The organism is Herbiconiux dendrobii (assembly GCF_052048175.1).
Taxonomy (GTDB): Bacteria; Actinomycetota; Actinomycetes; order Actinomycetales; family Microbacteriaceae; genus Herbiconiux.
Genome location: NZ_JBLZQV010000001.1, coordinates 188,085 through 212,930, shown reverse-complemented (window position 1 = coordinate 212,930; position 24,846 = coordinate 188,085). Strand labels below are relative to the sequence as shown.

General features: G+C 71.9%; 25 protein-coding genes and 1 riboswitch. Of the genes, 8 read left to right on the top strand and 17 right to left on the bottom strand.

The genetic code is table 11. From position 1 onward, the window contains the following. Positions 1-38: 38 nt before the first annotated feature. Positions 39-935: an alpha/beta hydrolase fold domain-containing protein gene (locus ACN4JJ_RS00990; protein ID WP_440708040.1), complete on the top strand. Its 897-nt coding sequence runs from the start codon at positions 39-41 to the stop codon at positions 933-935. A gap of 28 nt (positions 936-963) precedes the next feature. Here the strand turns inward: ACN4JJ_RS00990 and ACN4JJ_RS00985 are convergent, their stop codons facing one another. After that, complete coding sequence (locus ACN4JJ_RS00985) at positions 964-1,548, bottom strand: uracil-DNA glycosylase family protein (RefSeq protein WP_440708039.1); 585 nt, start codon at positions 1,546-1,548, stop codon at positions 964-966. A 107-nt stretch (positions 1,549-1,655) separates the two neighbouring features. Between ACN4JJ_RS00985 and ACN4JJ_RS00980 the strand changes: the two genes are divergently transcribed. Then, a complete protein-coding gene (locus ACN4JJ_RS00980; RefSeq protein ID WP_440708038.1) occupies positions 1,656-1,880 on the top strand; it encodes a hypervirulence associated TUDOR domain-containing protein in 225 nt (74 codons plus the stop codon). Positions 1,881-1,969: 89 nt separating this feature from the next. Here ACN4JJ_RS00980 and ACN4JJ_RS00975 read toward each other — a convergent pair whose 3' ends face one another. Further along, the gene (locus ACN4JJ_RS00975; protein ID WP_440708037.1) at positions 1,970-2,827 is read right to left on the bottom strand and encodes an MBL fold metallo-hydrolase; all 858 of its coding nucleotides are present in this window, start codon (positions 2,825-2,827) and stop codon (positions 1,970-1,972) included. Between the two features lie 107 nt (positions 2,828-2,934). Between ACN4JJ_RS00975 and ACN4JJ_RS00970 the strand changes: the two genes are divergently transcribed. Then, on the top strand, positions 2,935-3,792 hold the full coding sequence (locus ACN4JJ_RS00970) for a Cof-type HAD-IIB family hydrolase (protein ID WP_440708036.1): 858 nt from the start codon (positions 2,935-2,937) through the stop codon (positions 3,790-3,792). A 46-nt stretch (positions 3,793-3,838) separates the two neighbouring features. Here the strand turns inward: ACN4JJ_RS00970 and ACN4JJ_RS00965 are convergent, their stop codons facing one another. Both ACN4JJ_RS00965 and ACN4JJ_RS00960 read right to left on the bottom strand, forming a co-directional pair. Next, a complete protein-coding gene (locus ACN4JJ_RS00965; protein ID WP_440708035.1) occupies positions 3,839-4,243 on the bottom strand; it encodes a hypothetical protein in 405 nt (134 codons plus the stop codon). Between the two features lie 54 nt (positions 4,244-4,297). Next, positions 4,298-5,083 carry a TetR/AcrR family transcriptional regulator gene (locus tag ACN4JJ_RS00960; RefSeq protein ID WP_440708034.1) on the bottom strand — a complete coding sequence of 262 codons (786 nt, stop codon included), beginning with the start codon at positions 5,081-5,083 and terminating at the stop codon, positions 4,298-4,300. 118 nt (positions 5,084-5,201) lie between these two features. Here ACN4JJ_RS00960 and ACN4JJ_RS00955 point away from each other — a divergent pair, with 118 nt between their 5' ends. Then, complete coding sequence (locus ACN4JJ_RS00955; RefSeq protein ID WP_440708033.1) at positions 5,202-6,119, top strand: NAD-dependent epimerase/dehydratase family protein; 918 nt, start codon at positions 5,202-5,204, stop codon at positions 6,117-6,119. A 34-nt stretch (positions 6,120-6,153) separates the two neighbouring features. Here the strand turns inward: ACN4JJ_RS00955 and cls are convergent, their stop codons facing one another. From cls to ACN4JJ_RS00920, 7 genes are all read right to left on the bottom strand, one after another. After that, complete coding sequence (gene cls, locus ACN4JJ_RS00950) at positions 6,154-7,620, bottom strand: cardiolipin synthase (RefSeq protein WP_440708032.1); 1,467 nt, start codon at positions 7,618-7,620, stop codon at positions 6,154-6,156. A 133-nt stretch (positions 7,621-7,753) separates the two neighbouring features. Continuing rightward, on the bottom strand, positions 7,754-8,116 hold the full coding sequence (locus ACN4JJ_RS00945; RefSeq protein WP_440708031.1) for a type II toxin-antitoxin system PemK/MazF family toxin: 363 nt from the start codon (positions 8,114-8,116) through the stop codon (positions 7,754-7,756). Next, positions 8,113-8,337: a ribbon-helix-helix domain-containing protein gene (locus tag ACN4JJ_RS00940; protein ID WP_440708030.1), complete on the bottom strand. Its 225-nt coding sequence runs from the start codon at positions 8,335-8,337 to the stop codon at positions 8,113-8,115. Before ACN4JJ_RS00940 ends, ACN4JJ_RS00945 begins: the two co-directional genes overlap by 4 nt. 252 nt (positions 8,338-8,589) lie before the next feature. Beyond that, the gene (locus tag ACN4JJ_RS00935) at positions 8,590-9,387 is read right to left on the bottom strand and encodes an energy-coupling factor transporter transmembrane component T family protein (RefSeq protein ID WP_440708029.1); all 798 of its coding nucleotides are present in this window, start codon (positions 9,385-9,387) and stop codon (positions 8,590-8,592) included. After that, the gene (locus ACN4JJ_RS00930) at positions 9,384-11,633 is read right to left on the bottom strand and encodes an ATP-binding cassette domain-containing protein (protein WP_440708028.1); all 2,250 of its coding nucleotides are present in this window, start codon (positions 11,631-11,633) and stop codon (positions 9,384-9,386) included. Before ACN4JJ_RS00930 ends, ACN4JJ_RS00935 begins: the two co-directional genes overlap by 4 nt. Next, on the bottom strand, positions 11,623-12,267 hold the full coding sequence (locus ACN4JJ_RS00925) for an ECF transporter S component (RefSeq protein ID WP_440708027.1): 645 nt from the start codon (positions 12,265-12,267) through the stop codon (positions 11,623-11,625). Before ACN4JJ_RS00925 ends, ACN4JJ_RS00930 begins: the two co-directional genes overlap by 11 nt. A 3-nt stretch (positions 12,268-12,270) precedes the next feature. Beyond that, positions 12,271-12,954 (bottom strand): YkoF family thiamine/hydroxymethylpyrimidine-binding protein, encoded by a 684-nt coding sequence (locus ACN4JJ_RS00920; protein ID WP_440708026.1) that lies wholly within the window; start codon positions 12,952-12,954, stop codon positions 12,271-12,273. A 191-nt stretch (positions 12,955-13,145) separates the two neighbouring features. Further along, positions 13,146-13,255, bottom strand: a riboswitch (TPP riboswitch). Positions 13,256-13,309: 54 nt separating this feature from the next. Here ACN4JJ_RS00920 and ACN4JJ_RS00915 point away from each other — a divergent pair. The 3 genes from ACN4JJ_RS00915 to ACN4JJ_RS00905 are packed head-to-tail and all read left to right on the top strand — an operon-like array spanning position 13,310 to position 15,469. Further along, entirely contained in the window at positions 13,310-14,095 is a 786-nt protein-coding gene (locus ACN4JJ_RS00915; protein ID WP_440708025.1) for a histidine phosphatase family protein, read from the top strand. A 4-nt stretch (positions 14,096-14,099) separates the two neighbouring features. After that, on the top strand, positions 14,100-14,672 hold the full coding sequence (locus ACN4JJ_RS00910) for a DUF3090 domain-containing protein (protein WP_440708024.1): 573 nt from the start codon (positions 14,100-14,102) through the stop codon (positions 14,670-14,672). 2 nt (positions 14,673-14,674) lie between these two features. After that, positions 14,675-15,469 carry an SCO1664 family protein gene (locus ACN4JJ_RS00905; protein WP_440708023.1) on the top strand — a complete coding sequence of 265 codons (795 nt, stop codon included), beginning with the start codon at positions 14,675-14,677 and terminating at the stop codon, positions 15,467-15,469. Positions 15,470-15,505: 36 nt separating this feature from the next. Here ACN4JJ_RS00905 and ACN4JJ_RS00900 read toward each other — a convergent pair whose 3' ends face one another. The 5 genes from ACN4JJ_RS00900 to ACN4JJ_RS00880 form a co-directional block, all read right to left on the bottom strand. Beyond that, positions 15,506-17,560, bottom strand: coding sequence for a vWA domain-containing protein (locus tag ACN4JJ_RS00900; protein WP_440708022.1), 2,055 nt, complete (start codon positions 17,558-17,560; stop codon positions 15,506-15,508). Positions 17,561-17,763: 203 nt separating this feature from the next. Beyond that, positions 17,764-19,164, bottom strand: coding sequence for an AAA family ATPase (locus tag ACN4JJ_RS00895; RefSeq protein WP_440708021.1), 1,401 nt, complete (start codon positions 19,162-19,164; stop codon positions 17,764-17,766). A gap of 267 nt (positions 19,165-19,431) precedes the next feature. Continuing rightward, on the bottom strand, positions 19,432-20,454 hold the full coding sequence (locus ACN4JJ_RS00890) for a hypothetical protein (protein ID WP_440708020.1): 1,023 nt from the start codon (positions 20,452-20,454) through the stop codon (positions 19,432-19,434). Next, positions 20,451-21,599 (bottom strand): TerC family protein, encoded by a 1,149-nt coding sequence (locus ACN4JJ_RS00885; protein WP_440708019.1) that lies wholly within the window; start codon positions 21,597-21,599, stop codon positions 20,451-20,453. Before ACN4JJ_RS00885 ends, ACN4JJ_RS00890 begins: the two co-directional genes overlap by 4 nt. Positions 21,600-21,771: 172 nt before the next feature. Further along, the gene (locus ACN4JJ_RS00880; protein WP_440708018.1) at positions 21,772-22,266 is read right to left on the bottom strand and encodes a MarR family winged helix-turn-helix transcriptional regulator; all 495 of its coding nucleotides are present in this window, start codon (positions 22,264-22,266) and stop codon (positions 21,772-21,774) included. Between the two features lie 58 nt (positions 22,267-22,324). Between ACN4JJ_RS00880 and ACN4JJ_RS00875 the strand changes: the two genes are divergently transcribed. Further along, positions 22,325-23,542 (top strand): FAD-dependent monooxygenase, encoded by a 1,218-nt coding sequence (locus ACN4JJ_RS00875; RefSeq protein WP_440708017.1) that lies wholly within the window; start codon positions 22,325-22,327, stop codon positions 23,540-23,542. 62 nt (positions 23,543-23,604) lie between these two features. Here the strand turns inward: ACN4JJ_RS00875 and ACN4JJ_RS00870 are convergent, their stop codons facing one another. Continuing rightward, positions 23,605-24,843, bottom strand: a complete 1,239-nt coding sequence (locus ACN4JJ_RS00870) for an ABC transporter permease (RefSeq protein WP_440708774.1) — start codon at positions 24,841-24,843, stop codon at positions 23,605-23,607. Positions 24,844-24,846 lie beyond the last annotated feature (3 nt).

The following is a 24,846-nucleotide window of genomic DNA, read 5'->3' as shown; positions in this document are numbered from 1 at the left end:
CGGAGGCGAGGGTCAGGATCGGGGCGGAGGATGGGGGGATGGTCACGGTTCTGAGCACCCTCATCCCACCGCTCCTGCGCCTGATGCGGGCGAACCGGGTGTTCGTCACCGCCGAGGGGGCGAGGCGGCGGGTGCGCGAGCGCGAACTGCGGCCGGCGCCCTACGGGCCACCCGCCCGCCTGCGGCCCGACGTGCGGGTGGATGTGGCGCACGAGGAGTGGCCCGTCTACACGGTGACGCCGCGGCGAGGCACCCCGCGCGGCAGCGTCGTGTACGTGCACGGCGGCGGCTGGGTGAACGAGATCGTGTCGCAGCACTGGGCGCTCGCGGCGCAGATCGCCGCCGAGGCGAACACGACCGTGACGCTGCCGATCTACCCGCTGGTACCCTTCGGCACGGCCTCGCAGGCCGCCGAGGGAGTGGTCGCTCTGGTGCGCCGGAACCTCGAGCGCCACGGGCCCACCGCTCTCGCCGGCGACTCGGCCGGCGGCCAGATCGCCCTCTCCGCGGCCCAGCTGCTGCGCGACCGGCACGGCATCGTGCTGCCGCGCACGGTGCTCATCTCGCCCGCACTCGACCTGAGTTGGAGCAACCCGCGCATCCCCGTGGTGCAGCCGACCGATCCGTGGCTCGCCGTCCCCGGCGGGAAGGTGCTGGCCGCACTGTGGCGCGGCGAGCTCGACCTGCTAAACCCCGTGGTGAGCCCGCTCGAAGGCGAACTGCTGGGCCTCGGCCCGGTCTCGCTCTACACGGGCACGCGCGACGTGCTGAATCCGGATGCGCACCTGCTCGCCGAGAAGGCGTCCGCCGCCGGCGTCGAACTCGACTTCCGCGAGGGCGCCGGCCAGGTGCACGTGTTCCCGCTGCTGCCCACCCGCGAGGGCACCGCATCCCGGGCGCAGATCGTGGACACGCTCCGCCGCGCCCTCGACTGATCCCCTCCGTCCGGAACGGGCGGTCTTGTCAGGATGCGGCGAGCGCCTCGCGCACGCGGGCCCGCAGGAGCGGGACGGTGTCGGACTCGAACCACGGGTTGCGCAGGCGCCAGCCCTGGGTGAGCGGCGAGGGGTGAACGATCGGGAAGAACGGTTCGTAGGTCGCAGCCGCCCGCACGGTCTCGGTCAGCGAGGGAGCGCGTCGGCGGCCGAGGTAGTGCCTCTGAGCGTAGGCGCCGACGAGGATCGTGAGCCGCACATCGGTGAGCTGCTCCAGGATGGGCGGATGCCACTGCGCCGCGAAGCCCGCACGCGGCGGCACGTCGCCGCTGGCCGCCTTGCCCGGGTAGTAGAAGTCCATCGGCACGATGGCGAGGTTCCCGGGGTCGTAGAACTCGGCATCCGTCATGCCCAGCCAGGAGCGCAGCCGCACGCCGCTCGGGTCGTCGAACGGGATGCCGGAGTCCTGCGCACGGCGGCCCGGCGCCTGGCTGACGAGCAGGATGCGCGAGTTCTCGGAGGCCACGAACAGCGGCGCGTAGCCTGCCTCGATCGCCCAGGCGTTCGACGGATGCTGTGCCACCGCGAGCCGGATGTCGTCGAGCGCGCTCATTCCCTCAGTCTCGCACTCCCGCCCCGCCGCGCACCCCCGCCCCTTCTCGCTCGGCCGCGCTCCCGCGGGCCTCGCCGTTCGCGGGCAGCGGGCGTACCGTGAACCGCATGACCGACGAACTCTCCAAAGGCGACCGGGTCTCCTGGTCCACGCACGGCACCACCACCTCGGGCTCCGTCGAGAAGAAGATCACGTCCGACACCGAGGCCGCCGGGCGCACCGTGCGGGCCGACCCCGACGACCCGCAGTTCCTGGTGAAGAGCGAGAAGTCCGGCCGCGAGGCCGTGCACAAGCCCGAGTCCCTGAACAAGCTCAAGCCGAAGAAGGACTGAGCGCGCCGCCGTGATGCGGTTCGCCGGCCGCCTCGGTTCGAAAATGCAGAAATAACGACGACCGGGGCCCTATATGCCCTCGGTCGCCGTTATTTCTGCAGATCTGAACCGCCCCCGAGCGGGGAGAGCACAGCCCGCAGCGCCGAGCGCAGCATCCAGTCGGGCCAGTAGGCCGCGAGCTCATCGGGCGGCAGCACGTCGTCGACGGGCGTGCCAGCCACGCCCGCCCGCCGTACCATCGCCGCGATTTCCTCGAGCAACCGTGCCTGCTCGAGCACGAACGCACGGTCGACCACCTCGCCGTGGCCCGGCACGATCACGTCGTCCGGCCCGATCCGCTCACCCAGCCCCCGCAGAGCCGCTCCCCAGCGCAGTGGATACGACCCCGAGCCGAACATCGGCGCCCCCGACTGCTCGATCACGTCGCCGAGCAGCCACACCGCGGCATCCGGAACCCGCACCGCGAGGTCGGTGTCGGTGTGGCCCGGAGGCAGGGGGATCAGCTCGATCGCACGCCCACCCGGGGCGATGCGCGACACGGCGCCGACCGGTACGTCGGGCGGGGTGAGGCGCACCTCGCCCCAGTCCTTGTCGGGCTCCCGGGACGGGTCGGCCTGCACGGCCGCCAGTCGAGGACCCTCGAACCGCTCGTAGTGCTCCGCGATGCCGGCGTGCCCGTGGATCGGGATGCCGCGCGCCGCGAACGCCTGGTTGCCGAAGCTGTGGTCGTAGTGCGCGTGGGTGTTCACGGCGGCCACGACCGGCACCCCGAACACCTCGGAATCGCGCAGGATCCCCTCGCCCTCGCGCGGGTTGTTCCGCGTGTCGACGATCACCACGCCTTCCGGCCCCACGATCGCGACCACCGACACGTCGACCGGTTCGTACCGCCGCTGGAACACCCCCGCGGCGACCTCCCGCCATCCCACGTCGCCGCCCGCACTCATGCCCACACGCTACCGCCGTCGACCGCTTCGAGAAGAAGTCGTCCGGCTGGTACCAGGACGTGATCGCGACGAACGGGGCGGGTCTCACCCGATAGGGTCGAAGGCCTATGAGCACCTCCCGGATCGCCTTCCTCGACGTCGACGGCACCCTGATCGACTCGGGCGAGCGGATCGCCCCCTCCACCATCGACGCCATCCGCACCGCCCGGAGCAACGGACACCTCGTGTACGTGTGCACCGGGCGGGCGGCGGTGGAGATCTACCCGGTCATCCGCGACATCGGCTTCGACGGCACCATCAGCGCCGGCGGCGGCTTCGCGACCATCGGCGACGAGCTGGTGATCTCGCGCACGATGCCGCCCGCGACGGCCGAGCGGATGGCGCGGTTCTTCGAGCAGGCCGGCATCGACTTCTACCTGCAGTCGTACACCGAGGTGTTCCCCTCGGCCGGGGTGCGCGACCGCTTCATCGAGTACCTGCTGGACGACGTGCAGCGCGTGACCGGCGGCCCGCCCGACGCCGAGTCGCTCGCGGCGCTGAACGCGCATCCGGCGGTGGAGGCGTTCTCCGCCGTGCGGCCGATCGACTTCTCGGGCATCGCGAAGGCCGTGTTCCTCGGCGCCGACCACACCGCGTTCGAGCGGGTGCGCGACGGTCTGGGCGAGGACTTCCACGTGATCACGGCCACCATCCCGCACCTCGGAAGCAGCAGCGGCGAGGTGTCGCTCGGTGGCGTGAACAAAGGGTCGACCATCCTGCAGCTGCTCGAACGTCTGGAGATCCCGGTGTCGGCCTCGATCGGCATCGGCGACAGCAGCAACGACGTCGAGATGCTGCAGGTGTGCGGGGTCGGCATCGCGATGGGCAACGCCACCGACGAGATCAAGGCGCACGCCGACGAGGTGACCACCGCCGTGCTGGACGACGGGGTGTGGAACGCCTTCCGCCGGCACGGGCTGGTGTAGCCGGCGCCGGCGCATCCGCCGACGGCCACCGGCCTGCGCCTCGCGGCTATTTCTCCGAGACCACCACGGTGAACTCGAGCGGCTGGATGCCACCCTGCTCGTTGATCATGGTGACCGTCGTGGTGCCCACCGCGAGAGCCTGCACCCCCGGGTTCAGCTCGGCGGATCCGCCGGTCTGCCCCTGCACGAACTCGGCGACCTCGGTATCGGCCACCTCGCCCGTGTAGCTGTCGGTGGCGAGGTCTCCGGTGTCGATGTTGAGCACCTGACCGACGATCAGGTCGACGCTCGCGCCCTGCAGGTCGTTCGCGCTCATCGAGACGGGCGTGATCACGTCGCCGCCGATCGGCGTGCTGGGGGTGTCGTTCGTCGAGGACGAGCTGCAGGCGCTCAGTCCCGTGGCCGCGGCGGCGACTACGACGGCGGCCACGAGGATCTTCGTGAATCTCATGGGGTCAGTATCCCAGTCCCGCCGCGCCCGCCGGATCACGATCCGGCAACGCGTCTACCGGCCTAACCCGAGGTCGGCGGCGAGGCGGCCGGCCACCGTGTCGAAGTAGGCGTCGAGGTCGGTGACCGAGCCGACGAGGTGGCCGAAGAGCTCGAAGGAGACCGTGCCGAAGACGGTGGTCCAGGCCATGAGGGTACGGATGACCAGCTCGGTGGGCACCTCCTCACCCACGAGCCCCCGTTCGCGCACGAAGGCGATCGCGCCGGCCACGGAGGTCGCCTCGGCCGCGGCCACCGCAGCGTCGGCCGTCCCGGGGGGAGTCACGATCCGCCCCGCCGCATAGGCCTCGGTGACGATGCGCAGGATGACGACGATGACCCGTGTGGCCGGCACGATGGTCACCTGGGGAGCCGCGTAGCCCGGCACGGGCGAGCCGTAGAGCAGCGCGTAGTCACCGGGATGCGCGAGCGCCCAGGCGCGGATCGCGCGCAGCGCCACCATCCAGCGTGCGCTCACGTCGGCGCGGTCGGTCACGGCCGCATCGGCCTGCTCCACCTGCGATCCCAGCTCGTCGTAGGCGAGCACCAGCAGCGCGGTGAGCAGCTCGTCACGGCTGGCGAAGTAGCGGTAGACGGCCGAGGAGACCATGCCGACATCGCGGGCGACCGCCCTCAGCGAGAGGTCGCCCAGGCCGGATTCGGCGAGCCGGATGCGTGCCGCCGCCACGATCTCGGCGGTGATCTGGTCGCGAGCGCGTTCGCGGGCGGTCTGTGCTCGCGCGGGGGTCGCGCCCGCGGCCGCGCCCGCGGCGGTCGCGCGCTCGGGGTTCGGATGCTGCATCCGTCCAGCCTGGCGCGTTTTGAGAGCAGGCGCAACAAACGAGAGCAGTGCTCTTGCTTTTACCCCGGGCGCCTGTCATCGTAGAAACGAGAGCACTGCTCTCCCAAAGGAGGACACCATGACCGATCGCCACATCATCGTCGGAGCCGGCCCCGTCGGCCGCCACGTCGCAACGCTGCTCGCCGAGCGCGGGTCGGAGGTGGTCGTGGCCACCCGATCCGGAACCGACCTCGGCCTCGCCGGCGTCACCAGCGCGCGGGTGGATGCCACCGATGCGGCCGCACTCACGGCTCTGGCATCCGGAGCCGACGTGCTCTACAACTGCGCGAACCCGGGCGATTACACGAAGTGGGACGCCACCTGGCCGCCGCTCGCGGCCTCGCTGCTGGAGACCGCCCGTCGCTCGGGTGCGGTCTACGCCATCACGGGCAACCTCTATCCCTACGGCCCCGTCGACCGGCCGATGCACGAGGGGCTTCCGGATGCCGCGACCGACCACAAGGGCGTGCTGCGGGCCCGGATGTGGGCGGAGGCGAAGGCCGCCCACGAGGCGGGCGAGCTGCGGGCCGTCGAGGTGCGCGGCTCCGACTACGTCGGCCCGGGCGTGGGCGCCAACGGCCACATCACCCGGCAGCTGCCGACCGCCCGTCAAGGCAAGCGGGCCTGGGTGATGGGCGACCCCGACATGCCGCACACCTTCACCGACGTGCTCGACGTGGCACGCCTGCTGGTGGCCGCAGCCGAGGACCCCTCCGCGCACGGCCGCCTCTGGCATGTGCCCTCCAACCCGCCGCGCTCGCAGCGCGAGGCACTCGGCGACGTGCTCGCCGCGGGTGGTCTGCCGCCCGTGCCGGTCAGCCGCATCCCGGTGCCGGCCTTGAGGATGGGCGCACTCGTCGCGCCGATGCTGCGCGAGCTCGGCGAGCTCTCGTACCAGTGGACCCGGCCCTACGTGCTCGACGACACCGCCACCCGCGAGCACTTCGGGATGCCGCCCACGCCGTGGGACGAGGTGTGTCGCCGCACGATCGCCTGAGGCGGGTGGGCGGGCGGGCGGTCGGGCGGCGCGCCTACTGCACGGCGGAGGTGAGCCGGGTGAAGTTGTCGATGAAGGCGTGCAGACGGCCGCGGCCGTCCCACGCCTCGAGGGTGAGCTCGGTGGAGTTCGCGCGGTACTCGTCCTCCACGGCGCGCAGGGCGTCGGTGAACGAGCGGCCGCAGACGAGCATCATCACCTCGAGGTCGAGCTGGAACGAGCGGATGTCCATGTTCGACGAGCCCACCACCGCCACCTGGTCGTCGATCGAGAGGTGCTTGGCGTGCAGGATGGTGGGCGCGTCGTAGCAGTGGATGCGCACCCCGGCCTCGAGCAGGTCGCGATAGTAGGAGTGCTGCGCGTGGAAGACGAAGAACTGGTCGCCGATCGCGCCCACGAACAGCTCGACCGCCACACCCCGGCGGGCGGCGGTGAGGATGGCGTCCAGCAGCGACTCGTCGGGAACGAAGTAGGGACTGGTGATCGAGACGCGGTGCTCGGCGGCGTAGAGCAGTGAGTTGAACAGGGCCAGGTTGTTCTCGAACTCGAACGCGGGGCCGCTCGGCACGATCTGCGCGAGCACCGTGCCGGGGTCGCCGTCGTCGGCGACCGCATCCAGCCCTCCCGAATCGGGCACCTCGCCGGTCTCGCTGAACCAGTCGGTGGTGAAGATGCCCTTCACCTCCTGCACCACCGGCCCGCGTACCTCCACCAGCAGGTCGCGCCACTGCAGGCCGCGGCGCTTGTTGCCCGCCCGGTCGTAGCTCGGGTCGATCAGGTTGAGCGAGCCGACGAAGGCGACCTCGCCGTCGACCACCACGAGCTTGCGGTGGTTGCGCAGATCCGGTCGCTGGTAGAGGCCCTTGAGAGGCAGCACGGGCAGCATCAGCCGCCAGTCGGCGCCGATGCGGTCGAGCTCGGCCTTGGCGGGGGCGAAGCCGGGGTAGCCGCGGGAGCCGAGGTGATCCAGGAGCACCTTCACCTCCACGCCCCGGGCGATCGCGCGGCCCAGGGCGTCGAAGAAGGGCCTCGTCGTGTCGTCGAGCGAGAGGATGTAGAACTCGACCTGCACGAACGAGCGGGCGTTCTCGACGGCGGCGACGAGAGCGGCAAGCTGCTCCTCGAAGTGCGGCAGCAGTGTCGCGGTGTTGCCGTCGACCAGAGGCATCGCCCCGGTCTCGCGATTGAGGCGGGCGATCGCCGGCAGCCAGGGCGGGGTGTCCGGCCCGAGCTCGACGTGGTCGACCGAGACCGTGGTGGCGACGATGCGCTCGTTCATGGTGCGCTGCTGGTCACGCCGGTGCTTCGGCAGCCGCGGCGAGCCGATCACGGCGAACAGCAGCAGGCCGATCAGGGGAAGCGCCACGATCACCACGATCCACGCGAGCGCCGAGGAGGGCCGCCGCCGGATCGGCGCGATCACCAGCGCGAGCACCAGCAGCATCACCTCGAGGATGATGAAGAGTGTCGTGGGGATGGCGGATCCGAACCAGGAGAGCACGCTCGATTATCGCCCGGACGCGCCGCCGGTGGCGAGGCTCGGCGCGGGCGGCTGCACACGCTCAGAGCGAGAGCTCGGTGCGGGCGGCTGCACGCGGTCAGAGCGAGAGCTCGGTGCGGGCGGCTGCACGCGGTCAGAGCGAGAGATGGAACCGCAGCGCGTGATCGACCTGCTGCATGACCCACCCCGGCGCGGCACCGCGGATGCCGGCGAGCCGTTCGACCGGAACGGTGCGCACCTGCTCGGCCTGGATCTTCGACACGCTCGACAGGCCCATCTGCTCGAGCGCCTCGCCGTCGGAGACGAGCACCTGGAACTCGCCGCGGGCGTTCGCGACGTTCGTCGTGAGCGGCACGATGGTGATGGATCCGCGGCCCATCAGCGTCGCCGCCTCGTTGGCGCCGTCGTTGCTCACGATGAGACACGGCCGCGTCTTCGACGACTCTCCCGGCTCGGCCGGATCGAGCCGCACGGCGACCACGTGCCCGCGCCTCACGCGCCGAGACCGTCGATCTCCGCCGCCTCCCAGGCGCGGGAGTCGCCGGAGGCGATCCACTCGTCGTTGGCAAGCGCATAGTCGCGCACCGCGGCCCGCTCCCGGGCGATGCGCACGAGGTCGTGGATGGCCGCGGAGCGGTTGCCCGAGCGGGCACTCGCGAGCTCGTCGATGTACTCGAGATCGCTCTCGGACAGGCTCACGCTCAGCTTCGCGGTCATACCACGATGCTACCGCAGTCAGACCGTGGATGTCAGTGCGGAGGGTGGTGGCGATCTCGCAGTAGGCGTCTTCGGGCACGGCGAGGGCGTCGGCCAGGAACACCATGTCGAAGCATCCGCGTTCCAGCAGGCGGCCGAGGTCGTCGTAGAACGCGCCGCGCAGCCAGTCGGACCGGCTGAGCGGGGTGCTCCAGTTGGCGGCGTACTGGCTGGTGGGCGGGTTGACCAGGGCCACGAGGTGGGCGCGGCGCATCAGAACAGCGCTCCCGGGCCGGCGAGCAGGCCCAGCATCCCGGCCACGCCGAGCACGGCGCCCAGCACGCCCAGCACGGCGACGGCGAACACGAGGTCTGCGGGGCGCAGGCGCACCGGACGCCAGACGGTGCGGGGGGCGAGGCCGAGCCCTCGGGATTCGAGGGACTGCGCCATCCGTTCGCCTCGACGGATGGCGAGCACGAGCAGGGCGAAGGCCGCCCGGCCGAAGGCGCTCGGGCCCGCGCGCACGCTGCCGTCGCTGCGCAGCGGTGCGCGCACGGCCTGGGCCGCACGGATGGCCGACCACTCCCCCGGCAGCTGCTGCAGCAGCCGGTAGCCCGCCATCAGCGCGTAGCTCGGGCGGGCCGGGAGGCGCGCGTTCTGGTGCAGGCTGGTCATCAGGCGCAGGCTGTCGGTGGTGAGCACGAAGCCGATGGCCAGGATGCCGATGGCGAGGGTGCGGGCGGCGAGCGCGGCTCCGACGGTGAGGCCTTCGACCGTCACGCGCAGCGGGCCTTCCTGCCAGAGCACCGTGCCCGGCCGGCTCAGCACGTTGACCGAGAAGACACCGAGCGCGAACGCCAGGAACGGCAGCTGGGCCCGGAGCACGGTGCGCCCGGGCAGCCTCACCGCCGCCAGCACACCGGCGAGGCCGAGCAGGTAGATCACCGCGGGGGTCACCGGGTCGAGCACGAACAGCAGGGCGACCGACACCACGAAGAGCACGGCGAGCTTCACTGTGGGGTTGCGCCTGGCCAGGGCGGAGTCGGGGACCGGTGCGGCAGCGAGCGTCATCGGAGGGCCTCCGTGCAGGGTGGGAAGGGGGTGGATTCGGGCGGGCGCGCAGTCGGTGCGCTCGGGTGATGATCGCGAGCGGCCTCAGGATGGCACGGGGTGCGGGCGCCCGGGTTGTCGGCTGCGATGACCGCCGGGGACGTCGAACCGGCCGCGTAGAGCAGGCGGAGTACGCGCACGGCGCCCCGGGGATCGGCGCCGGCTTCGGCATCGGACTCGGCGTCGGCGTCGGCGGCGTCGGCCCCGGCGTTGGAGTCGGCTGCGGCTTCGGCTTCGGCTTCGGCGGCGGCGGCGGCTTCGGCGACGGCTTCGGCCAGCAGCCACGCGACCAGCGGGGGCAGCTCGAGACCCGCACGCCGCAGGACGGCCGCGTCCCGGAGCACCGCGAGGGTCGGGCCGTCGGCGACGACCGCTCCGTCGGCGAGCACGATCACGCGGTCGGCGACCGCGGCCACGAAGCGCAGGTCGTGGCTGGAGAACAGCACCGCCCGCCCCGCCGCGGCCTCACGATGGAACACCGCGGCGGTGGCCACGGTGTCGCGCCGGTCGAGCCCGAACGCGGGTTCGTCGGCCAGCAGCACCGGGCGGTCGTCGTGCGCGAGCATCGCCGCGAGACTCAGCCGACGCTTCTCCCCACCGGAGAGCCGATGCGGCTCAAGGTCGGCTACGTGCTCGAGCCGGTGCCGGCGCAGCTGCCGGTCGACGATCTCGGCGATCCGGCGCGGGTCGCCCACGAGCCCGACCGCGATCTCGTCGCGCACGCGATAGGCCAGGAACTGCAGCTCGGGGTTCTGGAACACCATGCTCGGCCGCGTTCCGGCGACCGAACCCCCGCCGGCCGGCAGCAACCCGGCCAGCGTCAGCAGCAGAGAGCTCTTGCCCGAACCGTTCGCACCGAGCAGCGCCACCACCTCGCCGGCGCGCAGCTCGAGGTCGACGCCGCTCAGCACCGGCTCGACGACGGCCGCACGACGCCGCCCGCCGAACCGGCGGGAGGCCCGAGCGCCTACCACCGGCCGCCCCACCACTAGCGCCCGAGCCGAAAGCAGCACCTCTACCCGATTCGGGCCCCCGTGAGGCCCTCCGGCGCGATCCCCACACCCGTCCCTCGCCGCAGCATCACTCCGGCCATCGCCGTGCGGGGCGCCGGATGCCGATTCGAGCACGAGGGGATCGGCGACCCCGGCACCCGGCACCGTCGGGGACACCAGCGGATCGGCCGCACCGGCACTCGCCACCGTTCCCGACACCGACGGGAGTGGATCGGCCGCACCTCCACCCGGCGCCGCCACCGTTGCCGACTCAGACACGAGTGGATCCGCGACCGCGGCATCCGGCACCGCCAGCGATTGCTCGCGCAGCCAGGCCCGCACGTCCGGCGAACCGAGACCGCCCGGGTGGCCGGTGATCGCGAGCAGCTCCGATTCGAGCGGCAGCCAGCATCCGCCGTCGTGCAGGGTGCCCGCGTGCTCGCACAGCACCTGCTCGGTCGGGCCGGAGGCGAGCACGCGGCCCTGCGCATCCAGGGCCACGGTGCGTTCCGGGAGCCCCCGAGCCCCGTCGGCGCCGGCGATCTCGTCGAGGCGGTGCTCCACCAGCAGCACGGCCGTGCGCCCCTCGACGAGTGCGTCGACCGCCCGCCGCACCGCGCGCACGCCGGCGGGATCGAGCATCGAGGTAGGCTCGTCCAGCAGCAGCACCGCCGCACGGGCCGCGAGCGCGGCGGCCAACGCGACCCGTTGCACCTCGCCGCCCGAGAGGCTCCCGGTGGCCCGCTCGCGCAGCGCGCCGGCGTCGGCCCGGGCGAGGGCTTCGTCGATCCGCCTCGAGATCTGCCCCGGAGCCACGCCGTGGTTCTCCAGCGGCAGCGCCACCTCCTCGTCGACCCGGGCGAGGCACACGGCGGCCGAGGGATCCTGCGCCACCACGCCCAGCCACCGCGAGCGCTGCACCACGGGCTGGTCCGATACGTCGACACCGTCCAGGTGCACCTCCCCCGTCAGCTCGAGGTTCTGCGAGAACGGGATGACCCCGGTGAGCACCTGCAGCAGGCTCGACTTGCCCGACCCCGAGGGCCCGACCACGAGCATCCGTTCGCCCGAGCCGAGCGTCAGCGACACCTCGGCGATCAGCGGATCGGCGCGACCGGGCGCGTGCACCGTCACCCCCGCGAGCCGGGCGGCGGCGCGGTCGGCCCCCGCCGATACGGTTCCGGATGCCGCGTCGACCGCGGGTTCAGGCGCCAAAGCGGGCCCGGCCGATCGCGAAGCCGTCCACCACGCCGGTGCGGGCGAGCGCATCCACCACCACTTTGGCGAGCAGTCCGCCGAGCACCACGCCCGACACCAGCTGGATGGCGAGCCGCACGAGCAGCAGGTCGGTGCCGTACCAGCCCGAACGGAAGGCCGAGTAGAAGAACACCAGCCCGGCGCCGCACAGGCCGGAGAGCGCGTAGACGAGCCATCCGTAGCGCCGATACCGGGTGAGCGCGAACGGCAGCTCGCTGCCGAGGCCCTGGATGCCGGCGGCCACGAACAGCAGCGGCCCCACGGCCGAGCCGAGGAACACCACCTCGATGACCGAGGCGATGATCTCGGCCACGATGCCGGCGAAGGGGCGGCGGATGATGGCGATCGCGATCGGCGCCACGAGCAGCCAGCCGCCCAGCAGCACGTGCTGCGTGAGGTCGCCGAAGGGGCCGGTGGCCACCGAGAGGGCGATCCAGCCCTGCACGAGCGCCCAGTAGAGGAAGCCGAAGACGGCGCCGAGCACCACGACGAGCATGATGTCTTTGAGCTGCCACGCGAAGGGCGAACCCGTGGGGGCGGAGCGGCGGGCGGGCGCGGGGGCCGGCGTGATTCCTGTTCCGGCGGATGCCACGGCTCAGGCCTCCTTCGACGTGCCGGCGGCGGCCGTCGGGCTCGCGATCGACAGCGTCGCGTGGCTCGTGACGTGCTGCACGCTGCGGCCCACCAGCACCCAGCCGGCGGCGACGGTGCCGAGCACGTCGGCCAGGTCGCCCTCCAGCAGGGTGGCGTAGTGCTCGCCGCGCACGTAGGTGCCGAGCTCCTTCGCGTGGTCGATGGCGGCGTAGATGTCGCGCAGGTGGTCGGGCGCCTCGCCGGGCCGGCCGGTGTCGTCGAGCGGGTAGAGCGACCAGTGCGCCGAGGCACGGATGCCGGTGGGCGCCAGCACGGGAACGGGAGCCGCCTCGGCCAAGAGGCCGGGCGTGGTGCTGCAGGTGACCTCGCCGGGGCAGCCGCGCGAGAGCAGCAGCGAGGCCGTCACGTGCTGGCCGCCCCGCGCCGCACCGGCGATCACGGCGGCGATGTACTCGAGCACGCGCTGCTCGGAGCCGCGCACCAGCGTGCTGACCGGGTCGGTCTCGACCTCGAGCCCGGTGGCGTCGGCGTCGGCGAGGGCGGCGAGGAGGATGGCGGCGAAGTCGCCGTCCATCACGGCGACGGTGAAGCGGGCGCCTACGCCGAGATCCTGCGGCGTGAGTGCGGCCGAGAGTGCGGCCGAGGGGGCGGGCGGGGTCAGGATGTCCGGGGACGGGGATGACATGGTGTGCGTGCCTTTCACTGCGGAGCGGGTTCGCACGCACCGGCGGCGCGCGCGAAGGACCGGCCGATCAGGATCGGGATGCGGGCACGACGAAGATGCCGGATCGCTCCGGCGGCCGAACGGAACCACGGGCTCCGACGGAATCGACGGATCCGACGGCGGCCGCGATGCGGCGGTGTCGATCGACGACGAGCATTCGCTCTCACTCTCCCTGCGCTGGCATTATCCAGATCAAGTTCGACGGTCGAAGCGTGGTTCGCTTCCTCTCAGCCCGGCTCACCGGGCTCCCGTGTGTTCCCTGCCACCCTAGCGGGTGCGCGGTGGCGGCCGCGGAGGGGCCGCCTAGGCTGGGCACATGGCCACTGTGATCCTGGTGCGGCACGGCCGCACCACCGCGAACGTGCAGGGCATCCTGGCCGGCCGCGCGCCCGGGGTGCTGCTCGACGAGGTCGGGCACGAGCAGGCTGCGCGCACCGCCGGTCGGCTGGCGGCGGTGCCGTTCGTGAGCGTCGTCTCGAGCCCTCTCGAGCGGTGCCGCCAGACCGCGGCCGCCATCCTGGAGGCGCAGCCGGCCGACGCGCCGATCCGCTCGCTCGCCGCCGATCCGCTGCCGCTCGCGATCGACGACGCACTCACCGAGTGCGGTTACGGCCAGTGGCAGGGGCGGGCGCTGAAAGAGCTCTCGAAGGAGCCGCTCTGGTCGGTGGTGCAGAATCAGCCCTCGGCCGCGGTCTTCCCCGAGGGCGAGTCGATGGCCGGCATGCAGGCCCGGGCGGTGGCCGCCATCCGCGGGCACGACGCCGCCGTCGAGGCCGAGCACGGGCCGGGAGCGGTCTGGGTCGCGGTCAGCCACGGCGACGTGATCAAGGCGATCCTGGCCGACGCGCTCGGGATGCACCTCGACCTGTTCCAGCGGATCGCCGTCGGCCCCGCATCCGTCTCCCTCGTGCGCTACGGCGCAAGCCGCCCCGAGGTGATCGCCACCAACACGGATGCGGGCGATCTCTCCTGGCTGCGGGCCGCCGCCCCGGCGGGAGATGCTCCGGTCGGCGGGGGTGCGGGGCATCCGGAACCCGGCTCACCGACTGCCTCGAAGTCGGCGTCTGCCGGGCCGACAGGGGCCGGGCCCGGCCTAGAGTAGAAGCATGCCGACCATCGTCCACGAGTTCGACTGGCCCGACCGCATCGTGGTCGGAACGGTCGGGCAGCCCGGCGCCCGCACCTTCTATCTGCAGGTGCGGGGCGGCCGTCGTGTCGTGAGCGCCGCGCTCGAGAAGGAGCAGTCGGCGATCCTGGCCGCGAAGATCGACGAGATCCTCGACGAGCTGATGGCCGGCGAGGGCAATCCGTTCAGCATCCAGGCCACGACCCCCGTCGAGCTGGTCGACAACGAACCGCTCGAGACCCCGGTGGACGAGCAGTTCCGCACCGGCGCGATCGGGCTCGGCTGGGACCCGGCGACCGCCCAGGTGGTGATCGAGGCCTACCCGCTGGTGGTGGTCGACGAAGACGACATCGAGCTCACCGAAGACGGCGACGGCGTCGAGGCGATCGTGGTGGAGCCCGAGGAGATGCTGCTGGTGCGGATGCCCGTGGGCACCGCCCGCGCTTTCGCCAAGCGCACCCGCGAGATCGTGGGGGCCGGCCGGCCGCTCTGCCCGCGCTGCGGCGACCCGATGGACCCCGAGGGTCACGACTGCGTGTTCCCCGAGGGCTGAGCGTGCCGGCCGAGCACGTGGGCGCCGCCTCGGCGAGCCTGCCGCCCGAGGGTGAGCTCGAACTCGCGGGCCGCATCACGACGGCCTCGAACGCGACCTTCTTCGCCCGCATCGGCGAGACCCCGGTGGTGTACAAGCCGATCGCCGGCGAGAAACCGCTGTGGGACTTCCCCGACGGCCGCCTGGCCCACCGCGAGGTGGCGGCGCACCTGGTGTCGGATGCGCTCGGCTGGAACGTGGTGCCGCTCACCTGGCTGCGCGACGGCCCGCTCGGGGAGGGCATGGTGCAGCTCTGGCAAGACCTCGATCCGGAGCAGGACGCCGTCGATCTGGTGGCCGCCGATGCCGTGCCCGACGAGGGCTGGCGGGTGGTCTTCGAGGGGGAGGACGGCGAGGACCGGCCGGTCGCGCTGATCCACGAGGACTCGGCGGCACTGCGCCGGATGGCGGTCTTCGACGTGCTGGCGAACAACGCCGACCGCAAGGGCGGGCATGTGCTCGCGATGGCCGACGGCCACCGCTTCGGAGTCGACCACGGCCTCACCTTCCACTCCGAGCACAAGCTGCGCACGGTGCTCTGGGGCTGGATCGGCGAGCCGCTCACGGCCGACGAGCTCGCGGGCGTCGACCGCCTCGTCTCAGGACTGTTCGAGGGCGATCTCGCCGGCCGCCTCGCTCCCCTGCTCACCGCGGCCGAGATCGACGCCTTCGCCGACCGCTGCGAGCGGTTGCGGGCATCCGCGGTCTTTCCGCAGCCCGAGGGCCACATGCCGGCCGCGCCCTGGCCGCTGTTCTGAGCCTGCCCGCTGTTCCGAGGGGTGTGGCCGGCGCCCTCAGCGCCAGCCGCGGCCGAAGAAGTCGTCGGTCGCGGTGCCACCGCTTGCCGCGCCACCGTGGCGCGATCCGAGGTACGAACTCACGACCGCCGCCCCGAGGTCGTCGGCCTCGGGCGCCACCACCGTGCCGTCGACCCGCTTCGCCATCGACGCGATGAAGCGCGCGAGCCCTGGATCCTCGCCGAGCCGGAAGAACGTGGTCTTCGCCCCGAGCCGCATCGCGTTGTCGAGCTCGCGCACGGCGTAGGCGACGGTGAGCGGATGCGGCGGGTAGTCGAAGTACACCTCGCCGTTCGCCTCGAGGTGCGAGGTGGGCTCGCCGTCGGTCACGATCAGCAGCACCGGCTGGGCGTTCGGATGCTTGCGGAAGTGGCGGTTCGCCAGCAGCAGGGCGTGGTGAAGGTTGGTGCCCTTGTCCCATCGGGCGTCGAGGCCGACGAGGTGCTCGATGTCCATCACCTCGGCGTGCCGGCCGAAGCCGATCAGCTGCAGGTCGTCGCCGCGGAACCGGCTCGTGATGAGGGTGTGCAGCGCGAGCGCGGTGCGCTTCATCGGCACCCAGCGGCCGTCCATCGCCATCGAGAAGGAGGTGTCGACGAGCAGCGCGACGCAGGCCTGGGTGCGGGCCTCGGTCTCCTGCACCTCGACGTCGCCGATCTCGATCCTGATGCGGCCGCCGCCGCTGCGCCCGTCGGCGGCGGCGCGTTCACCGGCCGTGCGGGTGAGCGCGTTCGTCATGGTGCGGGTCACGTCCCACGGCTCGGTGTCGCCGAAGGCCCACTCGCGGGTCGATCCCGAGCGATCGCCGGCCGCGCCCGACTGCCGCAGTTCGCGCGCGCCCTGGCGGCCCGAGAGCTTCTGGGCGACGGCCCGCAGCAGCGCCTTGCCGAGCTGCCGCATCGCCTTGGGCGACATCTTGAGTGCTCCGTCCGATCCGCGTTTCAGCGTTCCGGAGTCACGCAGCGCCTTCTCCAGCTGCTGCAGGGTGCGGGCGTCGACGGCGGCCTCGTCGCCGAGCTGGCGGGCGAGTTTGTCGAGGTCGAGGTCGTCCATCCGCGAGCCGTCATGACCCTGGGCGAGCTGCTCGGAGAGGGCGTCGAGATCGGCGATGTCTTGGAAGACGCCCGTCCCGTCGCCGAGGCCGAGGCCTTCCTCGCCCTGCATGTTCTCGCCGCCGCCCCAGTCCTCGCCGGGGCGCAGGTCGCGCAGGGTGCCGTCGAGCTGCGCGAGCGACTGCATGAGCTCGGGCGAACCGAAGGCCTCCTGCGCGAGGGCGTCGAGTTCGGCGCGCTGCTCGGCGGTCATCGAGTTGCGCATCCGCTGGGCCGCCGCGGCGCGTTCGGCCAGGGTGTCGAGCAGCTCGTCGATGTTCGCGGGCTGCTCGGGGAAGAAGGCCCCGTGCTCGGCCATGAACGCGTCGAACTGCTCGGGGGTGTCTTCGCCGCGGGCATGCGCCTCGAGCAGGGTGTTGAGGTCGGCGAGCATCGCCGCGATGGCGGCCCGATCGTCGTCGGTGGCGTTCTCGAGCGCGTTCTTCATGCCGGCGAAACGCTGGTCGAGCATCTCGCGGCCGAGCAGGTCTTTGATCTTCTCGAAGTCCTGCCGGGCCTCGCTGCTCTGCCAGCGGTAGCCGTTCAGCTCACTCACCGCGGCGGCGGGCGAGGCGGGCAGGTTGTCGAGCTGCATCTGGGCGAGCGCGCGGTCGCCCTCGTCCATCAGCGGATCGCGGGCGAGCTGCTTGCGTTCGGCGAGCACCGCCCGATCCAGCAGTTCCTTCACCTCGCGCAGCGTGCCGTCGAGGTTGTGCTTCTGGGTGAGCTCACGCCGCCGCTCGGCCACGCGGGCAGCGAGGTCGTCGAGCCCGGCCTGGTCGCGGCCGCCGCGGCGCAGGAACTCGCGCAGCGCCTGCTCGGGCGAGTACCCCGCCATCACGTCCTCGCCGATGGCGTCGAGCGCCTCGGCGAGGTCGACCGGCGGCGCGAGCGGATCCGGCCCGCCGTCGTACCGCCCGTACCGCGCCCCGCGGGTCAGCCGCCGATTCGCCCTAGCCACGCCGCGCCTCGCTGCATCCGCAGCCCTTCGCGCCCACTGCGCTGCGCCCCACCCGCGCCGGCTGCTTCCACCGCAACGACGGAGAAACTGCCGTTTCGCGGCCAAGTACGGAGCCCGAGCCCGGATCCACGCGCGAACTCCGTCCCTTCCGTGAGCCGCCGTCGCGGCATCCGGAGCCGGCCGGCATCGGGGGCACGGCCAGGTCAGCCATAGATGGTCTCGCCTCCGCCGGACTCCTTGCTGACGCGGCGGGCGAGGTACAGGCCCTCGAGCGCGAGCTCGATGGCGCCGGCGCGCTGACCGTCGTTCCGGGCGTCGAGGCGGGCGCAGATCTCGTCGTAGAGCTCGGACTCGCCGAGGGAGGGAAGGCCCGCGAGGAAGTCGCGCGCGGCGACCTGCTCGCCCGTGGTCACCATCACGCCGCCCTCGATCGCCTCGACCAGCAGCGCGAAGTCGAGCCCGCGGAAGTGCGCGCGCACGGTCTCGGCCGTGGCGGTGCGCAGCAGGTGGTCGAGGATCTCGTCCTCTCGCCCCTCCTCGCCCGACTCGAACTCGATCTTGCCGCCGAGCACGTCGACCGCCGTCTCCAGGTCGACCGGGCGCGCGACCGCCTCCGCCTCGCCCTGCCGCGTGGCGCGGTGGATGGCGGCGGCCGCGATGGTCTCGGCGCCGGCGATCGCGAAGCGTGCGCTCACCCCGCTGCGCTGGTCGACGGATGCCGACTCCCGCAGCGCCCGGGTGAAGCGGGCCAGGATCTCGACCAGGTAGTCGGGAACCTCCGCCACGAGCTCGGCCTCCTGGCGGATGACGGCGATCTCGTCGTCGAGCTCCGTGGGGTAGTGGGTGCGGATCTCGGCGCCGAAGCGGTCTTTCAGTGGCGTGATGATGCGGCCGCGGTTGGTGTAGTCCTCGGGGTTCGCGGAGGCCACGACCAGCACGTCCAGCGGCAGCCGCAGCACGTACCCGCGGATCTGGATGTCCCGCTCCTCCATCACGTTCAGCATGGCGACCTGGATGCGCTCGGCGAGGTCCGGAAGCTCGTTGATGGCGACGATGCCGCGGTGGCTGCGCGGGATGAGGCCGAAGTGGATCGTCTCGGGGTCGCCCAGGCTGCGACCCTCGGCCACCTTCATCGGGTCGACGTCACCGATCAGGTCGGCGACGCTGGTGTCGGGGGTGGCGAGCTTCTCGACGTAGCGCTCCTCGCGAGCACGCCAGGCGACCGGCAGACGGTCTCCGAGTTCGAGGGCGCGCAGCCGGCTCGTCGTGGTGATGGGCTCGTACGGATGCTCGCCCAGCTCGGATCCGTCGATCACCGGCGTCCACTCGTCCAGCAGGCCGGAGAGGGTGCGTAGCAGACGGGTCTTGCCCTGCCCGCGCTCGCCGAGCAGCACGATGTCGTGCCCCGCGATCAACGCGCGCTCGAGCTGCGGGATGACCGTGTTCTCGAAGCCGTGCAGTCCGGGCCACGGATCGCGCCCTTCGCGCAAGGCGTCGAGCAGGTTGTCGCGGATCTCGGTGCGCAGGCTCTTCTGCACGTGCCCGGAGGCGCGGAGGTCTCCGAGGGTGCTGAGGGGAGGTGGTGCGCTGGTAGTGGGCGTCACCTTTTCAAGCGTACGCCTGTGTCAGCTGACGGTGGGCTGTGCTTGTTGCCGGGGCGCCGGGCTTCGCTCGGCGTCCCGGGGCTGAGCCGGTCCCTGCCCGGCTCAGCGCGACATGTGAGCGCGCGGTCGAGGGACGCGGCCTTCGGTCGCATCCCTCGGCCACACGCTCACCTCGGGTCGGCGGGTACGGCCCGTTGCGTGGTGACTTCTGGGAGAGGTGGGGTGGGGTGGCGTGACTTCGGGGGTGTGGGGTGACTTCGGCCGGGGTCAGCGGTTGAAGAGGTCGCCTAGGCCTGGGAGGCCGAAGTTGGAGCCGAAGTCGGAGAGCTGCTCGCCGAAGCCGGTGGCCTGCTCGCCGAGGCCCGCGGCCTGCTCGCCCAGGCCGGAGACGGCTTCGCCGGCACCGGCGGAGAGCTCGTCGAGGCCTCCGGTGAGGCCTTCGACGTCGAGGCCGCCTGCCAGGGCTTCGAGGTCGACTCCGGATGCGAGGGCGTCGAAGTCGACGCCCAGACCGGCTGCCTGCTCGAGGAGGGGGCCGGCCACCGAGCTGACCACCGCGCCACCGGCGACCGCGGCGAGCGCGCCTCCGGCGAGGAGACCGGCACCGGCCAGGCCCGCACCTGCGGCCACGCCTCCGAAACCGCGGCCCGCGCCGCGCCCGGCACCGGAGGCTCCCGAGCCACCGGCGCCGCCGGCGCCACCGGCGCCACCGCCCACCCGGGCCAGGAGGCCCTTGAGGAAGCCGGGACGACCCACCTCGGTGCGCGTCGCCGCGCGGGCGAGGTCGTCGGGAGCCGCCGAGCGGGGCTGCTCGTGTGCGGGGAGCTCGGTGCGCATCCGCTGTTCGATCTGCTCGCGCTGCGCGGGGGTCAGCCGAGCGAAGGCCTCCCGGTGCACCTGCTCGATCTGGTGCGGATCGGCCGTGTCCAGCAGGTAGTCGTAGCGGGCGATCGCGGCGCGATCGGCATCCGTCAGCGGATCGGCTTGCGACCGCGGCGCGGCACCTGCCGACGCGGCGGCCGGGCGGGAGTTCGGCCCGGTGGCGGGGCGATGGTCCGGAGCCACGGTCGGGCGATTCTGCGGTCGCGGGGTCGGGGCAGGCGTCGAAACGGAGCCGCTCTGCGCCTGCTGCTGCCCGTCGCCGGTCAGGGCCTCGGCGGCGTTGCGCACCATCGAGCGCCAGTCGGTGCCGCCCTGCGAGCCGGATCCGTTCGCACCGGAACCTCCCGATGACGTCGTCTTGTCGAGAGCCTTCTGGGCCATCCCGAGCAGTCGCGAGAAGCCGCTCATCGCTTTCCCTCCTTCGTGCCGGGCGCGCCGGGCGTCGTGGTCGTCGTGGTCGTCGTGGTGTCGGTCGTCGTAGTGGTGCCGGGCGCGCCGGCGCTCGACTCGTGAGGCCGGGACGCATCGCTTCCGGCCGCCTCGACGGCGACCGCCTCGGCATCCGGAGCCCCGAGTGCCGCATCCTTGCGGGCGTCGCCGCGGGTCTTCGCGAGGCTGGCGACCGTCGCCACCGTGATCGTCGCGGCGATGAACAGCAGCGAGAACCAGATCGGGATCTCGGGCACCCACTCCACGTGCTGCCCGCCGTTGATGAACGGCAGCTCGTTCACGTGCAGGGCGTGGAACACGAGCTTCACACCGATGAAGGCGAGGATGACCGCGAGGCCCTGCGAGAGGTAGACGAGGCGTTCGAGCAGTCCGCCGATGAGGAAGAACAGCTGGCGCAGACCCATCAGCGCGAAGGCGTTGGCCGTGAACACGATGTACGCCTCGTTGGTGAGGCCGTAGATGGCCGGAATGGAGTCGACCGCGAAGATCAGGTCGATGAAGCCGATCGCGATGATCGTCAGCAGCATCGGCGTGACGAAGCGCTTGCCGCTCTTCACGACGGTCAGCTTGTCTTTGTTGTACTCGTCCGAGACCGGCAGGATGCGGCGCACGAGCTTCATGAAACGGCCGTTGGCCGGGTCTGACTCGTGCGAGCTGAACGCCTGGCGGTAGGCCAGGAACAGCAGCAGCGCGCCGAAGATGTAGAAGATCCAGCTGAGGTTCTCGATCAGCGTGGCGCCCACGGCGATGAACCCGCCGCGCAGGATGAGCGCGATCACGATGCCGATCATCAGCACCTTCTGCTGGTAGGCCTTGGGGACCGCGAAGGCACCCATCACCAGCAGGAAGACGAAGAGGTTGTCGATCGACAGGGCCTTCTCGGTGAGGTAGCCAGCGAAGTACTCACCGCCGTAGGTCCATCCGGAGACCACGCCGATACCCACGCCGAACAGCAGCGCGAGACCGATGTAGAACGCCGACCAGCGGGCCGACTCGGCGATGGTGGGCTCGTGCGGCTTCCGCACGTGCGCGAAGAACTCGTAGACGAAGAACGCGATGGTGACGGCGATCGTGATGATCCACGTCAGGAAGGTGACCTGCACAGGGTGCTCCAAAGGGGTTGGCGAACGATGACGCCAAGGTCTCCTCCGTTCTGACTTTCATCAGAACCGGCGGCCCGGGATGCGACTTCACATCCGTATTGACGGGCCGGCCGCAGCCGGGAGTACTCCCCTTGTTGAGTTCAGCCTACCAGAACCGAGCGGACTCGCCAGCTCAGCGGATCGCTTCGTCGTAGATGCCGATCAGCCGGTCGAGGAACGCCTGCACCGTGGCGCGCTGCTCGGCGTCCATCCCGGCCGTGAGCTCTTCGACGCCGTCGATGAGCGGCAGCACGAGGGCGTAGGCCGCATCGGCCGAGTCCTGCGCGGCCGTCACCACGAGCTTGCGCCCGTCACTCGGATGGCGGTCGCGGCGCACGTGGCCGGCATCCTCGAGCCTGTTGAGCACCAAGGTCATGGCGGCCGTGGAGATCTCGAGCCGCCTCGCCAGCTCGGTCGGGGTGGCGGGGCCGGACGCGATCAGGTGGTCCATGGCCTCCAGGCCGATCGGATCGACCGCGAGTCGCCGCGCCAGGTGCCGCTCGAACCGCTGCTGCCGCACGGCGACCTGCTGGATGCGCGCGCGGAGGTCGCCATCGACGGGCGGGCTGCCGTCGCGCCTCGCGCGCTCGCGCTCGGCGCGGTCATCGCGCATCCGGTTTTCTGCCACCCTCCGATGATATCCGTGTATATTGCCAATATCATTGATAATCAAGATTAGAGGCAATATGAGCAGGCTCCGCGTTCTCATCTCCGGGGCGAGCATCGCCGGCCCGGCACTCGCGTACTGGCTGAACCGGTACGGCTACGAGACCACGATCGTCGAGCGCGCGCCCGAGCTGCGCACCGGCGGCCAGAACGTCGACGTGCGCGGGGCCGGCCGGGAGGTGTCGAGGCGGATGGGGATCGAGGGCGACATCCGGAACGCCACCACCGGCGAGCAGGGAACGCGCTTCATCGGCGCGAACGGCACCGTCGTCGCCGAGTTCCCGGCGGGCACCTCCGACACCGCCGGCGCCACGGCGGAGCTCGAGATCCTCCGCGGCGACCTCGCCCAGCTCCTCGTCGATCGCACGGCCGGCGGCACCGACTACCGGTTCGGCGACCGCATCAGCGGCATCCGCGATTCCGCCGGGGATGCCGTGACCGTCTCGTTCGACAAGGCGGCGGACGAGCGGTTCGACCTGGTGATCGCCGCCGACGGGATCGGTTCGAGCACCCGCCGCCTCGTCTTCGGCGAGGAGCCGACGATCCGCTCGCTGGGCCTCGAGACCTCGTACGCGACGATCCCGCGCACGGATGCCGACGACGACTGGTGGCGCTGGTACAACGCTCCGGGCGGGCGCTCGATCACGCTCCGGCCCGACGCGCACGGCACCATCCGCGCCGCGATGTCGTTCGTGACGGATCTCTCGGAGGCCCGCGGGCGATCCGGCTCCGACCGCCGCACGCTCGCCGAGCAGCGGCTCCGCCTGCGGGCGAGGTTCGAGGATGCCGGCTGGCAGGCACGCCCGGTGCTCGACGGGTTCGACCGGGCCGACGACCTCTACTTCGAGTCGATCGGGCAGGTGCACGCACCCCGCTGGTCGTCCGGCCGCGTGGCCCTGCTGGGGGATGCGGCCTACTGCGCCTCTCCGGTCAGCGGCATGGGGACGAGCCTCTCGCTCACCGGCGCGTACGTCTTGGCCGGAGAACTCGCCGCCCACGTCGACCACCGGGACGCCTTCCGCGGGTACGAGCGGATCATGCGCCCGTACGTCGACCAGGCGCAGAAGCTGCCGCCGGGCGTCCCCCGGGTCGCGAACCCCACCTCGCGCCTCGGCATCGGCGCGTTCCACACGGCCGTGCGGCTGGCCTCTTCGCCGTTCGCGAGCAAGCTCGGCGACCGGTTCTTCTCCCCACCCGCCGACCGGATCGACCTCCCGGACTACGCGCACCTCGAGTAGCCCCGGGGGGGGCGGCGGCGCCGTGCAGCTCGCGCCTCGCAGCGCCTCAGTACCGGATGGCGTCAGTACCGGATGGCGTCGATCACCTTGACGCGCACGGCCACGAGCGCCGGCAGGAGACCCGCGAGCGCCCCCACCACCGTCGCCGCGAGTAGCCCCAGCAGTGCGGCCTCGGCCGGGAAGGGCGGGAAGTCGCTCACCATGCCCTGGCCCACGAACTCCATCGTGACCGGGTTCTGCACGAGCAGGATCGCCGCCATCACCCCCACCGCACCCGCCGCGATGGTGGCCACGACGCTCTCCATCATCACGGCGAAGAACACCCGCCCGGCGGTGGCGCCGAAGCTGCGCCGGATGCCGATCTCGCGCACCCGCTGCTTCACCGTCACGAGCGCGATGTTCACCAGCCCGAGGGCGCCGAGCAGCAGCACCAGCACGGCGATGCCGCCGACCACGAGCTTGGTCACCAGGAACGGATCCTCTCCGAACTGCGCGTAGTCCTGCCGGAACACGTCGACCTGCGCCCCGTCGCCGAGCGCCGCCGTGAAGTCGCGCTTCAGCACCTCCATCAGCTGCTCCGAGATCTCGGGCGGCACCCACATCTCGTACTGCGTCTGCCCGCCGCCGAAGCCGGAGGAGTCGACCGCACTGCCCGCCGGATCCGCCTCCTGCATCGCCTGGTAGTCGCCGGCGAGCAGGTACATGGCGGGCTCGGTCTCCCACGCGGCCGCGGGGTAGACGCCCACGACGACCGCGGTCGTTCCGCCCTCGCCGCCGAGCCTGACCACCGGATGCGTCTGCAGATCCGGGCGCCCGAGCCTGTCCCAGAACACCTCGTTCACCACCAGCGGCGGGGCGAGCAGCTCCTCGTCGCCGGGCGCGAACCACGATCCCTCGCTCACCTTCACCCGGTGCATGTCGCCGTACGGCTGGTCGACGGCCTGTACGCCCACGGTCGCGGCGCCCGTGACGAACGGCACGAGCTCGCCGCCCTGCATCACGCGGCTGCCGTAGCGGATGTCGTAGCGGGCGAGGGTCTCGGCCCAGGTGGAGTCCATCGTCTCGGCGTCCACGGCCGATCCGTCGTTCGTGTACGCCGAGAGGTAGAGGGTGGCCGGGCGGCCGCTCGAGCGCTCGCTGAGCTCCTCGTTGGCCTGCTGCACGATGCCGCCGAGCGCCACCACGGTGGTGAGCGAGCACACGGCCACCGCCACGCCGATCAGCGAGAGCAGCACCCGCGTACGGTGCACGCGCAGCTCCTGCCAGGCCTCGAGCACCGCGCCGACGAAGCCGGTGAGCATCCG

Excerpts from the sequence above, each read along its gene's own strand:
- ACN4JJ_RS00910 (WP_440708024.1), top strand. The coding sequence starts at position 14,100 with ATGCCGACCATCGTCCACGAGTTCGACTGGCCCGACCGCATCGTGGTC.
- ACN4JJ_RS00940 (WP_440708030.1), bottom strand. The coding sequence starts at position 8,337 with ATGACCGCGAAGCTGAGCGTGAGCCTGTCCGAGAGCGATCTCGAGTAC.
- ACN4JJ_RS00920 (WP_440708026.1), bottom strand. The coding sequence starts at position 12,954 with ATGTCATCCCCGTCCCCGGACATCCTGACCCCGCCCGCCCCCTCGGCC.
- ACN4JJ_RS00985 (WP_440708039.1), bottom strand. The coding sequence starts at position 1,548 with ATGAGCGCGCTCGACGACATCCGGCTCGCGGTGGCACAGCATCCGTCG.
- ACN4JJ_RS00965 (WP_440708035.1), bottom strand. The coding sequence starts at position 4,243 with ATGAGATTCACGAAGATCCTCGTGGCCGCCGTCGTAGTCGCCGCCGCG.
- ACN4JJ_RS00915 (WP_440708025.1), top strand. The coding sequence starts at position 13,310 with ATGGCCACTGTGATCCTGGTGCGGCACGGCCGCACCACCGCGAACGTG.
- ACN4JJ_RS00935 (WP_440708029.1), bottom strand. The coding sequence starts at position 9,387 with ATGACGCTCGCTGCCGCACCGGTCCCCGACTCCGCCCTGGCCAGGCGC.
- ACN4JJ_RS00990 (WP_440708040.1), top strand. The coding sequence starts at position 39 with ATGGTCACGGTTCTGAGCACCCTCATCCCACCGCTCCTGCGCCTGATG.
- ACN4JJ_RS00955 (WP_440708033.1), top strand. The coding sequence starts at position 5,202 with ATGACCGATCGCCACATCATCGTCGGAGCCGGCCCCGTCGGCCGCCAC.
- ACN4JJ_RS00980 (WP_440708038.1), top strand. The coding sequence starts at position 1,656 with ATGACCGACGAACTCTCCAAAGGCGACCGGGTCTCCTGGTCCACGCAC.
- ACN4JJ_RS00975 (WP_440708037.1), bottom strand. The coding sequence starts at position 2,827 with ATGAGTGCGGGCGGCGACGTGGGATGGCGGGAGGTCGCCGCGGGGGTG.
- ACN4JJ_RS00875 (WP_440708017.1), top strand. The coding sequence starts at position 22,325 with ATGAGCAGGCTCCGCGTTCTCATCTCCGGGGCGAGCATCGCCGGCCCG.
- ACN4JJ_RS00870 (WP_440708774.1), bottom strand. The coding sequence starts at position 24,843 with ATGCTCACCGGCTTCGTCGGCGCGGTGCTCGAGGCCTGGCAGGAGCTG.
- ACN4JJ_RS00890 (WP_440708020.1), bottom strand. The coding sequence starts at position 20,454 with ATGAGCGGCTTCTCGCGACTGCTCGGGATGGCCCAGAAGGCTCTCGAC.
- ACN4JJ_RS00970 (WP_440708036.1), top strand. The coding sequence starts at position 2,935 with ATGAGCACCTCCCGGATCGCCTTCCTCGACGTCGACGGCACCCTGATC.
- ACN4JJ_RS00960 (WP_440708034.1), bottom strand. The coding sequence starts at position 5,083 with ATGCAGCATCCGAACCCCGAGCGCGCGACCGCCGCGGGCGCGGCCGCG.